The sequence below is a fragment of the Ochrobactrum sp. Q0168 genome (assembly GCF_016427605.1).
Classification (GTDB): domain Bacteria; phylum Pseudomonadota; class Alphaproteobacteria; order Rhizobiales; family Rhizobiaceae; genus Brucella.
The window spans coordinates 54,342-69,582 of the sequence record NZ_JAELXQ010000003.1 but is presented as its reverse complement, the minus strand read 5'-3'; the positions used below and the strand labels follow the sequence as shown (position 1 = coordinate 69,582).

Below are 15,241 nucleotides of genomic sequence, written 5' to 3'. Positions count from 1 at the left end.
AGCGTGCCTTGCCTCAAAAAACCGGCAACTCCAAGGCAGATCGTAAATTTATTCGAGGACTGCCTTGTACATGAGAGGAACCCATGCGGCAATCCGGCATTAACCGCTATTTCACCATGTTCACGCGCCTGATCGCAACCCTGTCGCGCAAACAAACAATCCGCCCCGGACGAAACCGGAGCGGATTGCGATCTGTGCAATCAGGCGTCGAGCTTGCCGAGCGCCTTCAATTCGCGCAGCGCCGCCGCATCGCGCGCCGACACGTCCGGGAATTCCGGGTCGGAACCCACATCCGTGGTATAGCGCCACGAACGCGCGCATTTTTCGCCTTCGGCGCGGGCTGGCACGACGGCCACGCCCTTCACATCGCCAAGCGTGAAAGCGCCTTCCGGTGCTGCCGCATCGCTGAACGAAATGCCGCTGGTGATGCAGATTTCCGCAAAATCGAGTCCATCGAGCGAATCGCTCAGGCTCTTGTCGGAGATATGGACCACCGGCGCTGCTTCCAGTGACGAACCGATGCGCTTGTCAGCGCGTTCCAGCTCCAGCGCGCCGGTCACGACGCGGCGAACCGCGCGCACCTTGCGCCACTTTTCAGCCAGCACATCATCGCGCCACTCGGCTGGCGTCGGGCGGAACTGTTCGGCATGGACCGAAACCGACTGCGGATAGCGGTCGAGCCACGCTTCTTCCATGGTGAAAGGCAGCATCGGTGCAAGCCAGGTTGTCAGGCGGTCGAAGATTTCGCGCACGGTCTGCAACGCGGCCTTGCGGCGAACGCTCGACGGCGCATCGCAGTAGAGCGCGTCCTTGCGGATGTCGAAATAGAAGGCCGAAAGCTCGACATTCATGAAATCGATCAGCGAACGGGCGATGCGCTTGAAGTCGAATGCGTCATAGCCGGAGCGCACAACCTCATCCAGCTCCGTCAGACGGTGCAGCATCAGGCGTTCCAGTTCCGGCAGATCGGCATGAGCGACGTTTTCGCCTTCGTCATGGGCCAGCGTGCCCAGCATCCAGCGGATGGTGTTGCGCAGCTTGCGATAAGCGTCGATATTGGTCTGGATGATGCTCTTGCCGAGGCGCTGATCTTCCCAATAATCGGTCGTCATGACCCACAGACGCAGAATATCCGCGCCGGATTCCTTGATGACGTCCTGCGGCGTTACCGTATTGCCGAGCGACTTCGACATTTTCTTGCCGTGCTCGTCCATGGTGAAACCATGGGTCACGACGGCATTATATGGCGCACGACCGCGCGTGCCGCAGCTTTCCAGAAGCGACGAATGGAACCAGCCACGATGCTGGTCCGAGCCTTCGAGATAGACGTCTGCCGGCCATTTCATGTCCGGGCGGTCTTCCAGCGTGAAAGTGTGGGTCGAACCGGAATCGAACCACACGTCTAGAATGTCGCGCACCTGCACCCATGGCTCATTGGCGCGGTCGCCGAGGAAACGCGCGCGCGCGCCTTCGGCAAACCATGCATCTGCGCCTTCGGCCTCGAAAGCATCGAGAATACGCTTGTTGACCGCATCGTCCTGAAGGATGTTGCCTTCCTCGTCCACGAAAACGCAGATCGGCACGCCCCAGGCGCGCTGACGCGAAAGCACCCAGTCCGGGCGGCCTTCGATCATCGAGCGCAGGCGCGTCTGACCGGCGGACGGGACAAAACGCGTGTCATCGATGGCTTTCAGCGCGCGCGAGCGCAGCGTGGTGCCGTCGCCGAGGTTCTTGTCCATATAGACGAACCATTGTGGCGTGTTGCGGAAGATGACCTGCTTCTTGGAACGCCAGGAATGCGGATAGGAGTGCTTCAGGCGACCACGGGCGAAGAGCTTGTCACGGGCGATGAGCTGATCCATCACCGACTTGTTGGCATCGCCCTTCTTGCCGTTGTCGTCGATGACGCGTGCGGGGCCGCCTTCGCGATCCGGTCCGAAGCCCGGCGCGTCCTTGGTATAGTAGCCGCCATCATCGACCGGGAACGGGATGCTCGGATCGATGCCGCGCGCTTCCAGTTCGCGAACATTATTCATCCAGGCTTCAAAGTCTTCGCGACCGTGGCTAGGCGCAGTGTGGACGAAGCCCGTACCCGCATCATCGGTCACATGATCGCCGTCGAGCATAGGAACGGCAAATTCATAGCCGCCGCCGAAACCTTTCAGCGGGTGATCGAGCACGATCTTGCCGAGTTCCTCTGCCGAAACACCGTGCAGGCGCTTGAACTGAAGCTTTGCCTTGGCGAAGCTTTCTTCAGCCAGTTTATCAGCGAAGATAAGCTTTTCGCCCGGACGGGGGCCAAAATCGTTTTCAGCTTCCGTGACTTCATAAAGCCCGTATTCGATGCGCGACGAATAGGACACGGCGCGGTTGCCGGGGATCGTCCAGGGAGTGGTCGTCCAGATCACCACGGCGCTGCCAGCGAGATCGTTCTGACCGGCGACCGGGAACTTGACCCAGATCATATCCGACTCGACATCGTGATATTCGACTTCCGCCTCGGCGAGAGCGGTGCGCTCGACAACCGACCACATCACCGGCTTGGAGCCGCGATAAAGCTGACCGGAAGCCGCGAACTTGAGAAGCTCGCCGGCGATACGCGATTCAGCGTGGAAGTTCATAGTGGTATACGGGTTTTCGAAATCGCCGAGGATCGCTAGGCGCTTGAACTCATCCGTCTGGACCTTGATCCAGTTGGCGGCGAATTCACGGCATTCCCGGCGAAATTCGTTGATCGGCACTTCGTCCTTGTTCTTGCCTTCGGCGCGATATTTTTCCTCGATTTTCCATTCGATCGGCAGGCCGTGGCAATCCCAGCCCGGAACGTAGTTCGAGTTATAGCCGCGCATCTGGAACGAGCGGGTGATGACATCCTTGAGAATCTTGTTCAGCGCATGGCCGATATGGATATTGCCGTTGGCATAAGGCGGGCCATCATGCAGCACATAGAGCGGGCGGTCCTTCGCCTGCTCGCGCAGCTTCTTGTAAAGGTTCATCGCCTCCCAGCGCTCGACGAACAGCGGTTCGCGCTGGGGCAAGCCCGCGCGCATCGGAAATTCCGTCTGCGGCAGATTGAGGGTTTTAGAGTAATCGATCTTGGTCGTCTCAGTCATGATCGGTATTCGCCTGTGAAGCCTCGGCCAGAAATGGCGGGCATGTGGATCAACGATAACAGGGGGACTGTAAGAGCACAGCCGGTCGTTCCCGGACCTCCGCGCCAGATATTGCCTGGCAAAACAGCCATTCAGGCAAAGCGGGAGGCCGGGCCAATAATTCGTATGGCCGTCATGATAAGCCGAAAATCCGTCATCATGGGCACGCTTTTAGCAATGAGCTTTGCAGGAATAAAGAGGCCAGGGGAACAAAGACGCAATAAAACTGCATCCCTGCCCCTGAATATCTTCACAGTAGCATCGGCATTGGCTGCCGAAAGGCCTCAATCCAAAGAGAAGTCGAAACGATAGGTCGCGGAGATGCCCACCATAAACTGGTTGGGCGAGCCGCGCTCCTTGACGATGCTCGAATCCTTGGCCGGGCCTTGCAGGCGGGTATATTCGCCAAACAGGCTGGTATCGATCTTGTCGGTCGCCTTCCAGTTGATGGCGCCGCCAAAACCGGCCGATTTAAAGCCGCCGCCGGGGTTATATTCCGACAGGCCGGACGCCGCCGATTCCTGCGCATCGACGCCGTAATAGGTCTTGAAGTAGTCCTTCGACGCGAAGGTCGCGCGCGGCCCCGCCGAAACGCGGATGACCGGCGTGACATCATAAAAGGCGTCGGCGGAGATATCGGCGACCACACCCTTATGCGCGCGAATGCCCTGACGCACCTCGCCGCGCACACGCAGCCAGTCGGTCGGATAGACCTCGGCAAAGCCGCCCACTTCACCGCCGAACTTGGTGTCCTTCAGGCCGTGAATATCATAATCGCGTTCAAAAAGCAGCTTGCCCGCCAGACCGGCGCGGATGCGGTTGTTGTCGATCAGCGCGAAGGAAACATTGTCGTTGCGCGAGGAAAACCGCGTCGCTTCGCCCTGACGGCCAAGCGAAATCAGCGGCTGCGCGGAAAAGCGATATTTGTTCGAGCCTTCGAATTTCGGCGCAACCAGCCCAGCAGCGCCGACCTTCAGATACCAGTCGCCTGACCAGAAATGCTTGCGGACCGGCTGAACCGTCTCCGCCGCATAGATATCGGTCTGCTGCACATCGGCGGCATAAGCGATGGAACCGGTGATGGGAATAAAAGTGCCTGCAACGAGGGCCAGTGAGAGAATACGCAAAACAAGATCTCCGACAAACAGCACCTCGAAAATGCGCAAGGTGTTTAACACTCTCTGTCGGAAATACGTAAAATTTGACTTAAATCTTAGGTAGAAAAATAATCCGCTACACTTCACTCAAAGGAAAGCACACGATCCAGCTCTGAAAGCGGGCGAGCACCGGCCAGCAAGGCGCGGGCTTCTTCTTCGTCGCGTTTCATCTGCACGATCAGCGCATCCAGCCCGTCGAACTTCACTTCGCCGCGCAAAAAGCCGAAGAACGAAACGCAGGCGTCCTCGCCGTAGAGGTCGCCGGAGAAGTCGAACAGGAATGTTTCGAGAAGCGGTTTGCCGTCGCTATCCACCGTCGGGCGGCGGCCAAAACTGGCGACCCCGTCATGCAGGCTACCATCCTGCCTGCGAAAGCGGACGGCATAGATGCCATGCTTCAAGCTGGTCTGGGCACTGACCTCCATATTGGCCGTGGGGAAGCCCAGCGTGCGCCCAAGTTTCTTGCCATGGATGACCTCGCCGCAGACGGTATAGCGATAGCCCAGCAGTCCTGCCGCGCCGGCTACATCACCGTCGCAAAGCAGATTGCGCACCCGTGTGGACGAAACAAGATTGTCGCCTTCATCGGTAAAGGCATCGACCAGCGTGACGTGGAAACCAGCGCCATCGCCTGCCTGCAGCAGAAACTCCGGCGTGCCGCGCCGACCCTTGCCGAAATGGAAATCATAGCCGGTCACGACGCGGCTGGCATGAAGCTTTTCGACCAGAATATGCTGCACGAAATCTTCCGCCGACTGGCTGGAGAATTCGGCGGTAAAAGGCTGCTCCACCACGGCATGAAAGCCCATGTGCCGGAGGATCGACGCCTTTTCCCGCGCATCGGTGAGGCGATCGATCGGCTCGTCCGGCTTGAAGAAGCTCCGCGGATGCGGCTCGAATGTCAGCACCACCGCAGGCAGGTTTTCCTTGGCCGCAATTTCCAGCGCCCGTTCAAGCACAGCCTGATGCCCACGGTGGACGCCATCGAAATTGCCGATGGCCACTACGCAATTGCGCAGGCGTTCCGGCAAGGTGTCGGTTCCCGAAAGGCGTTGGAAATCAGAGTTCGTCATGGTGTGCCTGAGTCTTCACTGGCTTTATATGAGGGCTTGTTGATCAGACGAGTGCGTAAAGCTCCGCTACCGGGCGATGGCCGTGTTTCTCCAGAAACGCTTCCATCTTCGCAAGATCGACGGTCCCGTTATCCGCATAATCGGCAGCGTGCACGCCGCCCGAAATATAGAGCACATCGAGACCGAAACCGGCAGCGCCCTTCACATCGGTCAGCACACCGTCGCCAATGCCAAGAATACGGCTTTTGTCGACGGCCCCGCCGCGAATTTCTTCCGCCGCATGGAGCGCCGCCTCATAGATCGGGCGATGCGGCTTTCCGGCGATCAGCGTGCGGCCGCCCAACTGGCCATAATCACGGGCAAGAGCGCCCGCACACCAGACAAGACGCGGACCGCGCTCGACCATGATGTCGGGATTGGCGCAGATGAAAGGCAGATTGCGCGAACGCAGACGCTGCAGCAGATCGGCGTAATCGGCGGGCGTTTCCACATCGTCATCGGCAAGACCGGTGCAAACAACACCATCTGCCTCGAATTCTTCCACCAGTTCCACATCCAGCCCGTCATAAATTGACAATTCGTTGTCGCGGCCAATATGCAGAACCTTGCGCGGGCCTTCGGCGATCAGATCGCGGGTCACGTCTCCGGAGGTGACAACACGGTCATAGGTGTCTGCAGGCACGCCCAGCATTTTGAGCTGCGCCTCGACGCCCGGATGCGGGCGCGGAGAATTGGTAACGAGAATGACCGTGACGCCTCTGGCGCGGGCGCGCTTCAGCGCATCGACAGCAGCCGGGTGAGCAGCAACGCCATTATGCACCACGCCCCAGACGTCGCAGAAGAACACGTCATACTGGCCGGCCAGGTCGTCGAGGCTTTCAAGCTGCTTCATAGTCTTCCTCTTGATATTCCATTTCGGAGGCGAGCATTGCCCGCTTTATCTGCGCTGCATGGGCTCCATCTAGCGCAGGCGATCAAAACTGTCACGAGCTTTACCGCCAATAAGCCGAGAAAGCGCCGCGTCCAAACACCCCATAAGGAACACCTCAACAGGTTTTAGAGCGGATTCACCGATCATTTACCGCACTTCGTGACCGACTGTTAGAAAGATGCTGCTAGGAACAGCGCACAACCTTTCGGTTTAACCAAAAACAACACAACCTTTCGGGCGGGCGTGGATTTGAACAACTGGAGCGGACCAGCAAGGCGGCTCATTGCGGCCTGCGTGACAGGCTTTGCACACAAGGCCAACCTCGGAAGCCTTGCCAAAAGCGCAAACCGGTTTCGCTGGGATGAGCGCGGCAATTTCGCCATGATCACCGCGATATTGCTCGTGCCGCTGTTGCTTGCGGGTATGGTGGCGATCGATGCGACCAATCTCATGCGCACCCGCAACAATGTGCAGGCCGCGCTTGACGCGGCGGCGCTGGCGGTCGGCAAGCGCTTTTCAACCGGGGCGAGTGAAGCCGACATGCAGGCCTATGGCAGCAAAGTCTTCAATGTGAACCTGACCGCCCTTGCAACAGATCGCGTCGCCTTTGCCGTCACCTTCCCGCAAACATCCAACGACAACCAGCAGATCGAAGCAACCGCGAGCTTCCGTTATCCCTCTCTGTTCGGCTCCATCGCAGCGCGTCTTGCCAATTCGGCCGATGACTGGGACAACAAGCAATATGCGATGAGTTCCTCCGTGCGGCTGAAGAACACTGTCGAAGTAGCGCTCGTGCTGGATAATTCCGGCTCGATGACCACGGTTGGCTCCGGGTCGAACAAGCAACGCATGCAGTTGCTTAAAGATGCAGCCACGCAGCTTGTCGACACCATGGCTGCACAATCAGCGCTGATTACGCGCGTTGAAAAGCCGATCCAGTTTTCGCTGGTGCCGTTCGCTGGCTCGGTCAATGTCGGACCAAACTATCTCAACGCAACGTGGATGGACCCGAGCGGCATTTCCCCGGTGAATCTCGAAAACTTCACACTGCCGATTAAAATCGACAACACGCGCAGCATCGTCGAAAACCCTGTCGGCAGCGGCCTTTACATCAAGTCGGGCAGCGGCTGGGGCGCTGATAACGGCAAGCCCTTTTCCCGTGCCGCGCTCTATGCCGACCTTGCCAAGCGTTCGACCGCCTCATGGATACCCTGGGCGGGATGTGTCGAGGCGCGCCCCGGTGCCCTAGCGCTGGATGTGACGCCGCCATCCGACGGCAAACCGGAAACGCTATTTGTGCCGATGTTCGGCCCGGCGGAGTATTACGACGTCGATTCGAAGAACAGTCCCACAAATCTCACACTGAACAGTTGGTGGACAGACGACCTGAGTTTGACCGGACAAGCCCGCCAGAACGATCTTAAGAAATATTATCTGAACAATGTGCTCCCCAAGCAGTCCGACGGTGGCGGGCCCAATTACAGTTGCACGACCACAGCGCTCACCCGCCTGACCGATATCACCACAGAAACCGGCAAGACGTCGATCAAGACGGCCATCAAGGCCATGCAGCCGAGTGGCGGGACGAATGTGCCGGAAGGCATGGCTTGGGGATGGCGCACGCTCGTTCAAGGTGCGCCCTTTACGGAAGGTCGTCCGGCGACGGACCGCGGCAACGACAAGGTCGTCATCGTGCTCACCGACGGCGCCAATACGTATTACACGTATAATTCGCTTGCAGGATCGAACAGGGATAAGGCCAGCAATCTGTCCTACTATTCGGCGCATGGCTATACGAACCGTATTACGAAAGGCTACGGCCAGACTCGCCTGTTTCAGGAAAGCGGTGTGCCTGTCTCGCAGGACAACAGCGTCTACACCAAAGCGATGAATGCCCGCTTTGCCAAGCTTTGCAACAACGCGAAAAATGCCAACATCATCATTATGACCGTCGCGCTGGACCTGAACAAAAGCAAGACAGACGAAAAAGCCCAGATCGATCTGCTGACAAGCTGCTCGTCCGATTCCCGTGTTCGCTTGGATGGAGGCAAGCCCGCCAAGCTGTTCTGGAACACGACGGGCGGGGAATTGGCGGACACCTTCCGCCAGATCGGCGACGAGCTGTCAAATCTGCGCATCTCAGGTTGATCCTGCGAACCCAATCACCATATGCGGAGCGGGCCGCCCGGACCTCCGCATATCGGACCGCATGATCCTTTCGCGAACGGTGCAAATTAACCATCATTCGCCTGTCAAATTTTCCAGATAATCTTGACAAGAAACGATGCGGCGTCTATCTCAAGGGCACGTTAGCACTCTGGAAGAGTGAGTGCTAACAGCGCGGATCGGTTCGATCCGTATAACAGGGTTCAACGTCTATAACACCAAGGGTTATACCATGGCTGATATCAAGTTCCGCCCGCTTCATGACCGCGTCGTCGTTCGTCGCGTTGAATCGGAAGCAAAGACCGCTGGCGGGATCATTATCCCTGATTCCGCTAAGGAAAAGCCGCAGGAAGGCGAAGTTATCGCTGCTGGCGACGGCGCTCGTGACGAAGCTGGCAAGCTCGTTCCGCTGGCTGTCAAGGCTGGCGACCGCGTTCTGTTCGGCAAGTGGTCCGGCACCGAAGTCAAGATCGGCAACGAAGACCTGCTGATCATGAAGGAATCCGACATTCTGGGTATTGTCGGCTAATTCATTTAGCCCGGAGCATTTCCAGCAAAAGTGCGAAGCGGTTTTGCGTAGGATAATGCGAAAAACAAAGAGACAGAGCGGTTTCGCTCTTACCAGAAAACCAATTCACCATACCTGACCGGGATATTCCCAGGAGAGTAAAATGGCTGCAAAAGACGTAAAATTCGGTCGCTCTGCGCGCGAAAAGATGCTGCGCGGCGTCGATATCCTCGCTGACGCTGTTAAGGTCACGCTCGGCCCGAAAGGCCGCAATGTCGTGATCGACAAGTCCTTCGGCGCTCCGCGCATCACCAAGGACGGCGTTTCGGTCGCCAAGGAAGTCGAACTGGAAGACAAGTTCGAAAACATGGGCGCACAGATGCTGCGCGAAGTGGCTTCCAAGACCAACGACACTGCCGGTGACGGCACCACCACCGCGACCGTTCTCGGTCAGGCTATCGTTCAGGAAGGCGCCAAGGCTGTTGCCGCTGGCATGAACCCGATGGACCTGAAGCGCGGTATCGACCTCGCGGTTTCGGAAGTTGTTGCTAACCTTCTCGGCAAGGCCAAGAAGATCAACACCTCGGAAGAAGTTGCCCAGGTCGGCACGATCTCCGCTAACGGCGAAGCCGAAATCGGCAAGATGATCGCTGAAGCGATGCAGAAAGTCGGCAACGAAGGCGTCATCACGGTTGAAGAAGCCAAGACCGCCGAAACCGAACTCGAAGTCGTTGAAGGCATGCAGTTCGACCGCGGCTACCTGTCGCCATACTTCGTCACCAACCCTGAAAAGATGGTTGCTGACCTCGAAGACGCTTACATCCTTCTGCACGAAAAGAAGCTCTCGAACCTCCAGGCTCTTCTGCCGGTTCTCGAAGCTGTCGTTCAGACCTCCAAGCCGCTCCTCATCATCGCTGAAGATGTTGAAGGCGAAGCTCTTGCTACCCTCGTCGTCAACAAGCTGCGTGGCGGCCTGAAGATTGCTGCCGTCAAGGCTCCTGGCTTCGGCGACCGCCGCAAGGCCATGCTCGAAGACATCGCGATCCTCACCGGTGGTCAGGTTATCTCCGAAGATCTCGGCATCAAGCTCGAAAGCGTTACGCTTGACATGCTGGGCCGCGCCAAGAAGGTGTCGATCTCCAAGGAAAACACCACGATCGTCGACGGTGCAGGCCAGAAGGCCGAAATCGACGCTCGCGTTGGCCAGATCAAGCAGCAGATCGACGAAACCTCTTCGGACTACGACCGTGAAAAGCTTCAGGAACGCCTTGCCAAGCTCGCTGGCGGCGTTGCCGTGATCCGCGTTGGCGGTGCAACGGAAGTTGAAGTGAAGGAAAAGAAGGACCGCGTTGACGACGCCCTGAACGCAACCCGCGCTGCGGTTGAAGAAGGCATCGTTGCTGGCGGCGGCACCGCTCTGCTCCGCGCTTCGGTTCAGATCAAGGCCAAGGGCATCAATGCTGACCAGGAAGCTGGCATCAACATCGTTCGTCGTGCGATCCAGGCTCCGGCCCGTCAGATCACGACCAACGCTGGTGAAGAAGCTTCGGTTATCGTTGGCAAGATCCTCGAAAACAGCTCCGACAACTTTGGCTACAACACGGCCAATGGCGAATATGGCGATCTGATCGCTCTCGGCATTGTTGACCCGGTCAAGGTTGTCCGCACGGCTCTGCAGAACGCAGCTTCGGTTGCTGGCCTGCTGATCACCACGGAAGCCATGATTGCTGAACTGCCGAAGAAGGATGCAGCTCCGGCTGGCATGCCTGGCGGCATGGGCGGCATGGGCGGCATGGATTTCTAAGAAATCCATAAAGCACGCCCATGATCAGATAAGCCTGCGCCGCAAAGCGGCGCGGGTGGCGGCATGGACTTCTAAGAAGTCCATAAAGCACTACTTTAAAGAGAACCTCCGGCTGAAGCCGGAGGTTTTTTTATGCTCACAAGAACGACCCACCGCCCAATAAAGCGCCCGATCCTATGCGGGATAGCAATCGGTGGCTGCTTTTCTATTACGCAGCGTAACCAACTGTGATTTATAAAAAATTTACCGTTCAGCCCCTTTGCCCAAGATAAAATTCTATTTTAGAAAGTTCTCATTGACTTGAGGCAACCATTCGTGGTCAATCCGGTTGAAATGAGATGGACTTCCAGTTTGCCCCCGCACCCCGGAAGTCCTGTCTCAGGCGACAGGAAAGGCAGGCTTCGGCCTGCCTTTCCACTTTCAGATGCTTCTTTCACAAATTTCCGGCCCTCGTTGAAGTGCGCATTTTCTAATGTGGGCCGCTCCTGCTTTGCCCGACGCGCTTCAACTTGCCTCCCGCCGATTTTGCCCTATCGTTATCGCAACGGAAAGAGGACGAAAAACTCATGCGCAAGGAATTGCCAATCGATACTGCCCCCAAAGATGGTCGCAAGATTACTGTCGTGTGGACCGACGAAGACGATCAGCGCAATGAATCCATCGCGCAATATCGTTCGCTGGCGCAATTGAACGCTGGCGGCGGTCAGTGGGACGAGACCGATACGGGCTGGTGGACCTTCACCGACAGCAAAACCCAGCGCAAGATCGAACCGACCGCGTGGATCTCCGAAACCGAGGGCGGTGACGACGAGAACGAGGAGAACTGACTGGCGCGGCAGTTTGCGCTCAAATAAAGTTGAATTTTATAATCATATTTTGTCAAATAGCTGAATAAGGAGCTATCAATTCGCAGGTAGTGCTATATTCATTGCTATAGACGCCCGGTCGCGGGCTGAAAGCTAGCCGGAGACATGAAATGACCGCCACGCGTACCGAAACAGATACTTTCGGACCGATTGATGTTCCCGCCGACCGCTATTGGGGCGCACAGACACAGCGCTCGTTGCAGAATTTCAAGATTGGCGGCGAGCGCATGCCTCTGCCGCTCGTCCACGCGCTGGGCGTCGTCAAGCGGGCCGCAGCGGAAACCAATATTGCGCTCGGCAAGCTCGATCCGGTGCTTGGTCAAGTAATCGCGGTTGCGGCTTCCGAAGTCATCGAAGGCAAGCTTGACGATCATTTTCCGCTCGTCGTCTGGCAGACGGGTTCCGGCACGCAGTCGAACATGAACGCCAATGAAGTGATCTCCAATCGCGCCATCGAACTGCTTGGCGGCGAGAAGGGTTCCAAGAAGCCGGTTCATCCGAACGACCACGTCAATATGAGCCAGTCGTCCAATGACAGCTTCCCGACGGCGATCCATATCGCCACGGCGGTTGAAGCGGCCAATCGCCTTTACCCGGCACTGGAGCATCTGACCAAGGCGCTCAAGGTCAAAGAAGAAGCTTTCAAGGACATCATCAAGATCGGCCGCACCCACACGCAGGATGCAACACCGGTCACACTGGGTCAGGAATTTTCCGGTTATCGTGCAGCGCTTGAATATGCGCGTCATCGTATCGAGCAATCGCTGGCCGATGTTTTCCTGCTCGCGCAGGGCGGCACGGCGGTGGGCACTGGCCTCAATGCCCCGATCGGTTTCGACAGCGGCTTTGCTGATGCGGTCAGCGAAATCACCGGCCTGTCGTTCAAGACCGCGCCGAACAAGTTCGAAGCGCTGGCCAGCCATGGCGCAATTCTCAACTTCCATGGCAGCCTGAACGCGCTGGCGGCTGATCTGTTCAAGATCGCCAACGATATCCGCTTCCTCGGTTCCGGCCCGCGCTCCGGCCTCGGGGAATTGTCCCTGCCGGAAAACGAGCCCGGCTCGTCCATCATGCCCGGCAAGGTGAACCCTACCCAGGCAGAAGCCATGACCATGGTGGCAACGCAAGTCTTCGGCAACCAGACCACCGTGACCGTTGCCGCCAGTCAGGGCCATTTCGAGCTGAACGTGTTCAAGCCGGTCATCGCTTACAATGTCCTGCAATCGATCCGCTTGCTCAGCGATGCCATGGTTTCCTTCGCCGATCACTGCGTGGACGGCATTGAAGCCAACGAAACCCGCATCAAGGAACTTCTGGATCGCTCGCTGATGCTGGTGACCGCGCTGGCGCCGGCCATCGGCTATGACGGTGCGGCAAAGATCGCCAAGACCGCGCATAAGAACGGCACGACACTGCGCGAAGAAGCGCTGGCGAGTGGGCTTGTGAGCGCCGAAGACTATGACCGGCTCGTCCGGGCGGAGCGCATGATCGCGCCCGAATGATCAGGCGCGGATAATCGTCTACATGCAGTGAACGAACTGTCGAGAATTATACGACTTTTCTTGACAGTTGTTAGTCGATAATTGATGACAAAGTTCAACAGGAGAGAGTTCCCCCATGTCCTCGATTACCCCACAATCCAACGGCGCTGTAACACTCATCGCCCGCGTGTTCCTCTCGATCCTCTTCATCATTGCCGGTTTCGGCAAGCTGACGGCTATTTCCGGCACGGCTGGTTATTTTGCAGGCCTCGGCCTTCCGCTTCCGACGGTTACGGCTGTGGTAGTCGGCCTCGTTGAATTTGTAGGCGGCATCGCAATCCTCGTCGGTTTCCAGACCCGTATCGCAGCCGCCATCGTCGGCCTGTTCACGCTTGGTGCAACACTCGTTGCGCATATGGACTTTTCTCAAGGCATGAACGCCATGATGGCGCAGAAGAACCTTGCCATCGCTGGCGGTCTCTTCCTGCTCGCCTTGCATGGCGCAGGTTCGCTGTCGATCGACGCCAAGCGCGGCTGATCAAAGCCTGAAAGATAACGACCGCCTTCGATAGTATCGGGCGGTGCGTCTTAATAAATTAAAGCCGCGTCCGCATGAAACATCGGGCGCGGTTTTCTCGTTCTGCTTTCTGCCGCCTTTGACGACCAACACGAAATACAATTTTCATCCGAGAGGCTTGTCAAAATCTTCTTCTGATATAGTTGAATTTTGGCAAAGCATCCGATAATTGAAACTCCTATTTTAGCATTTACTGAGAACCGCTTCGCAAAACGATCCACTGCATTTAGAATTTCCTCCCAAAGCATAGATTGTAGAGAAAAATGACTGTTTCCCCCGCGACCAGCAGCCAGTCTCCTACTGGCTCTACCCCTATCGGAAATTTCGGTTTCGCGCTGACCAGCCTGACCGTTCTGTTCTTCATGTGGGGCTTCATCACCAGCCTCAACGACATTTTGATCCCGCATCTGAAGAATGTCTTCCAGCTCAACTATACCCAGTCGATGCTGATCCAGTTCTGCTTCTTCGGTGCTTACTTCATCGTTTCGCTGCCCGCCGGGGCGTTAGTCAAAAGGATTTCCTACAAACGCGCCATCGTGGTAGGCCTTGTGGTCGCCGCGATTGGCTGCGCGCTGTTCATTCCGGCAGCGTCTTACCGGATCTATGGGCTGTTTCTCGGTGCGCTGTTCGTGCTGGCGTCCGGGGTCACGATTCTCCAAGTCTCGGCGAACCCCTATGTCACGATCCTAGGCAAGCCCGAAACAGCCGCCAGCCGCCTGACGCTGACACAGGCGTTCAACTCGCTCGGCACCACGATTGCACCGCTCTTCGGCGCAATGCTCATCCTGTCCGCCGCAACCGGGGCCGTCAGCAGCACAGCGGAAGCAGATGCGGTCAAGTTTCCCTATCTTCTGCTGGCATTGGCCTTTGTCGTTCTGGCCATCGTCTTCGCTCTCCTGAAGCTGCCGGATGTCGAAGCCGAAGAAAGCACAGTCGCGGATGAAGGCTCTGCCTGGCAGTACCGGCATCTGGTGCTGGGCGCTATCGGCATTTTTGTCTATGTGGGCGCGGAAGTCAGCGTCGGCAGCTTCCTCGTCAATTTCCTCAGCGACCCGAGCGTGGTCGGATTGTCGGAAACCGATGCGGCGCATCATGTCGCCTATTTCTGGGGCGGCGCCATGGTTGGCCGCTTCATCGGGTCGGCAGCGATGCGCTACATCGATGACGGCAAGGCGCTGGCCTTCAATGCCGTCGTGGCGATTCTGTTGCTGCTGCTCACGGTCGCGACAACGGGTAATGTCTCCATGTGGGCGGTTCTGGCCATCGGCCTGTTCAACTCGATCATGTTCCCGACCATCTTCAGCCTGGCGCTGCACGGCCTTGGCAAGCACACGAGCCAGGGCTCCGCGATCCTCAATCTCGCCATTGTCGGCGGCGCGATCATTCCGCTCGTACAGGGCGCGCTGGCCGATACGGTCGGCATTCATCATGCCTTCCTGATGCCGATCATCTGCTATGTCTACATCGCCTTCTATGGCCTCGTCGGCAGCAGACCGAAACGCTAACCCTGAAAACGACAAAAGCCG

11 protein-coding genes are annotated in these 15,241 nt (G+C 57.5%); 7 read left to right on the top strand and 4 right to left on the bottom strand.

Features of this window, described 5'->3' with window-relative positions:
- Positions 1-200: 200 nt before the first annotated feature.
- The 4 genes from ileS to JAU75_RS08435 form a co-directional block, all read right to left on the bottom strand.
- Positions 201-3,113, bottom strand: a complete 2,913-nt coding sequence (gene ileS / locus JAU75_RS08450; RefSeq protein WP_199056087.1) for an isoleucine--tRNA ligase — start codon at positions 3,111-3,113, stop codon at positions 201-203.
- Between the two features lie 323 nt (positions 3,114-3,436).
- Positions 3,437-4,279, bottom strand: coding sequence for a MipA/OmpV family protein (locus tag JAU75_RS08445; protein ID WP_247880424.1), 843 nt, complete (start codon positions 4,277-4,279; stop codon positions 3,437-3,439).
- Positions 4,280-4,392: 113 nt separating this feature from the next.
- The gene (locus JAU75_RS08440; RefSeq protein WP_199056086.1) at positions 4,393-5,382 is read right to left on the bottom strand and encodes a bifunctional riboflavin kinase/FAD synthetase; all 990 of its coding nucleotides are present in this window, start codon (positions 5,380-5,382) and stop codon (positions 4,393-4,395) included.
- A 43-nt stretch (positions 5,383-5,425) separates the two neighbouring features.
- Positions 5,426-6,274 carry a TIGR01459 family HAD-type hydrolase gene (locus tag JAU75_RS08435; protein ID WP_199056085.1) on the bottom strand — a complete coding sequence of 283 codons (849 nt, stop codon included), beginning with the start codon at positions 6,272-6,274 and terminating at the stop codon, positions 5,426-5,428.
- Between the two features lie 282 nt (positions 6,275-6,556).
- Between JAU75_RS08435 and JAU75_RS08430 the strand changes: the two genes are divergently transcribed.
- The 7 genes from JAU75_RS08430 to JAU75_RS08400 all read left to right on the top strand — a co-directional run bounded on the left by JAU75_RS08430 (position 6,557) and on the right by JAU75_RS08400 (position 15,220).
- Entirely contained in the window at positions 6,557-8,461 is a 1,905-nt protein-coding gene (locus JAU75_RS08430) for a pilus assembly protein TadG-related protein (protein ID WP_371836131.1), read from the top strand.
- Between the two features lie 250 nt (positions 8,462-8,711).
- On the top strand, positions 8,712-9,008 hold the full coding sequence (groES, locus tag JAU75_RS08425) for a co-chaperone GroES (protein ID WP_199056302.1): 297 nt from the start codon (positions 8,712-8,714) through the stop codon (positions 9,006-9,008).
- A gap of 142 nt (positions 9,009-9,150) precedes the next feature.
- Positions 9,151-10,791 (top strand): chaperonin GroEL, encoded by a 1,641-nt coding sequence (gene groL, locus JAU75_RS08420; protein WP_199056084.1) that lies wholly within the window; start codon positions 9,151-9,153, stop codon positions 10,789-10,791.
- Positions 10,792-11,357: 566 nt separating this feature from the next.
- On the top strand, positions 11,358-11,618 hold the full coding sequence (locus JAU75_RS08415; protein WP_199056083.1) for a hypothetical protein: 261 nt from the start codon (positions 11,358-11,360) through the stop codon (positions 11,616-11,618).
- Between the two features lie 149 nt (positions 11,619-11,767).
- Complete coding sequence (gene fumC, locus JAU75_RS08410) at positions 11,768-13,159, top strand: class II fumarate hydratase (RefSeq protein ID WP_199056082.1); 1,392 nt, start codon at positions 11,768-11,770, stop codon at positions 13,157-13,159.
- A 115-nt stretch (positions 13,160-13,274) separates the two neighbouring features.
- Positions 13,275-13,676: a DoxX family protein gene (locus JAU75_RS08405; RefSeq protein WP_199056081.1), complete on the top strand. Its 402-nt coding sequence runs from the start codon at positions 13,275-13,277 to the stop codon at positions 13,674-13,676.
- A 302-nt stretch (positions 13,677-13,978) separates the two neighbouring features.
- The gene (locus JAU75_RS08400; RefSeq protein WP_199056080.1) at positions 13,979-15,220 is read left to right on the top strand and encodes a sugar MFS transporter; all 1,242 of its coding nucleotides are present in this window, start codon (positions 13,979-13,981) and stop codon (positions 15,218-15,220) included.
- Positions 15,221-15,241: the final 21 nt, after the last annotated feature.

Coding starts and splice junctions, on each gene's coding strand:
- ileS (WP_199056087.1), bottom strand. CDS start 3,113: ATGACTGAGACGACCAAGATCGATTACTCTAAAACCCTCAATCTGCCG.
- JAU75_RS08440 (WP_199056086.1), bottom strand. CDS start 5,382: ATGACGAACTCTGATTTCCAACGCCTTTCGGGAACCGACACCTTGCCG.
- JAU75_RS08435 (WP_199056085.1), bottom strand. CDS start 6,274: ATGAAGCAGCTTGAAAGCCTCGACGACCTGGCCGGCCAGTATGACGTG.
- groES (WP_199056302.1), top strand. CDS start 8,712: ATGGCTGATATCAAGTTCCGCCCGCTTCATGACCGCGTCGTCGTTCGT.
- groL (WP_199056084.1), top strand. CDS start 9,151: ATGGCTGCAAAAGACGTAAAATTCGGTCGCTCTGCGCGCGAAAAGATG.
- JAU75_RS08415 (WP_199056083.1), top strand. CDS start 11,358: ATGCGCAAGGAATTGCCAATCGATACTGCCCCCAAAGATGGTCGCAAG.
- fumC (WP_199056082.1), top strand. CDS start 11,768: ATGACCGCCACGCGTACCGAAACAGATACTTTCGGACCGATTGATGTT.
- JAU75_RS08405 (WP_199056081.1), top strand. CDS start 13,275: ATGTCCTCGATTACCCCACAATCCAACGGCGCTGTAACACTCATCGCC.
- JAU75_RS08400 (WP_199056080.1), top strand. CDS start 13,979: ATGACTGTTTCCCCCGCGACCAGCAGCCAGTCTCCTACTGGCTCTACC.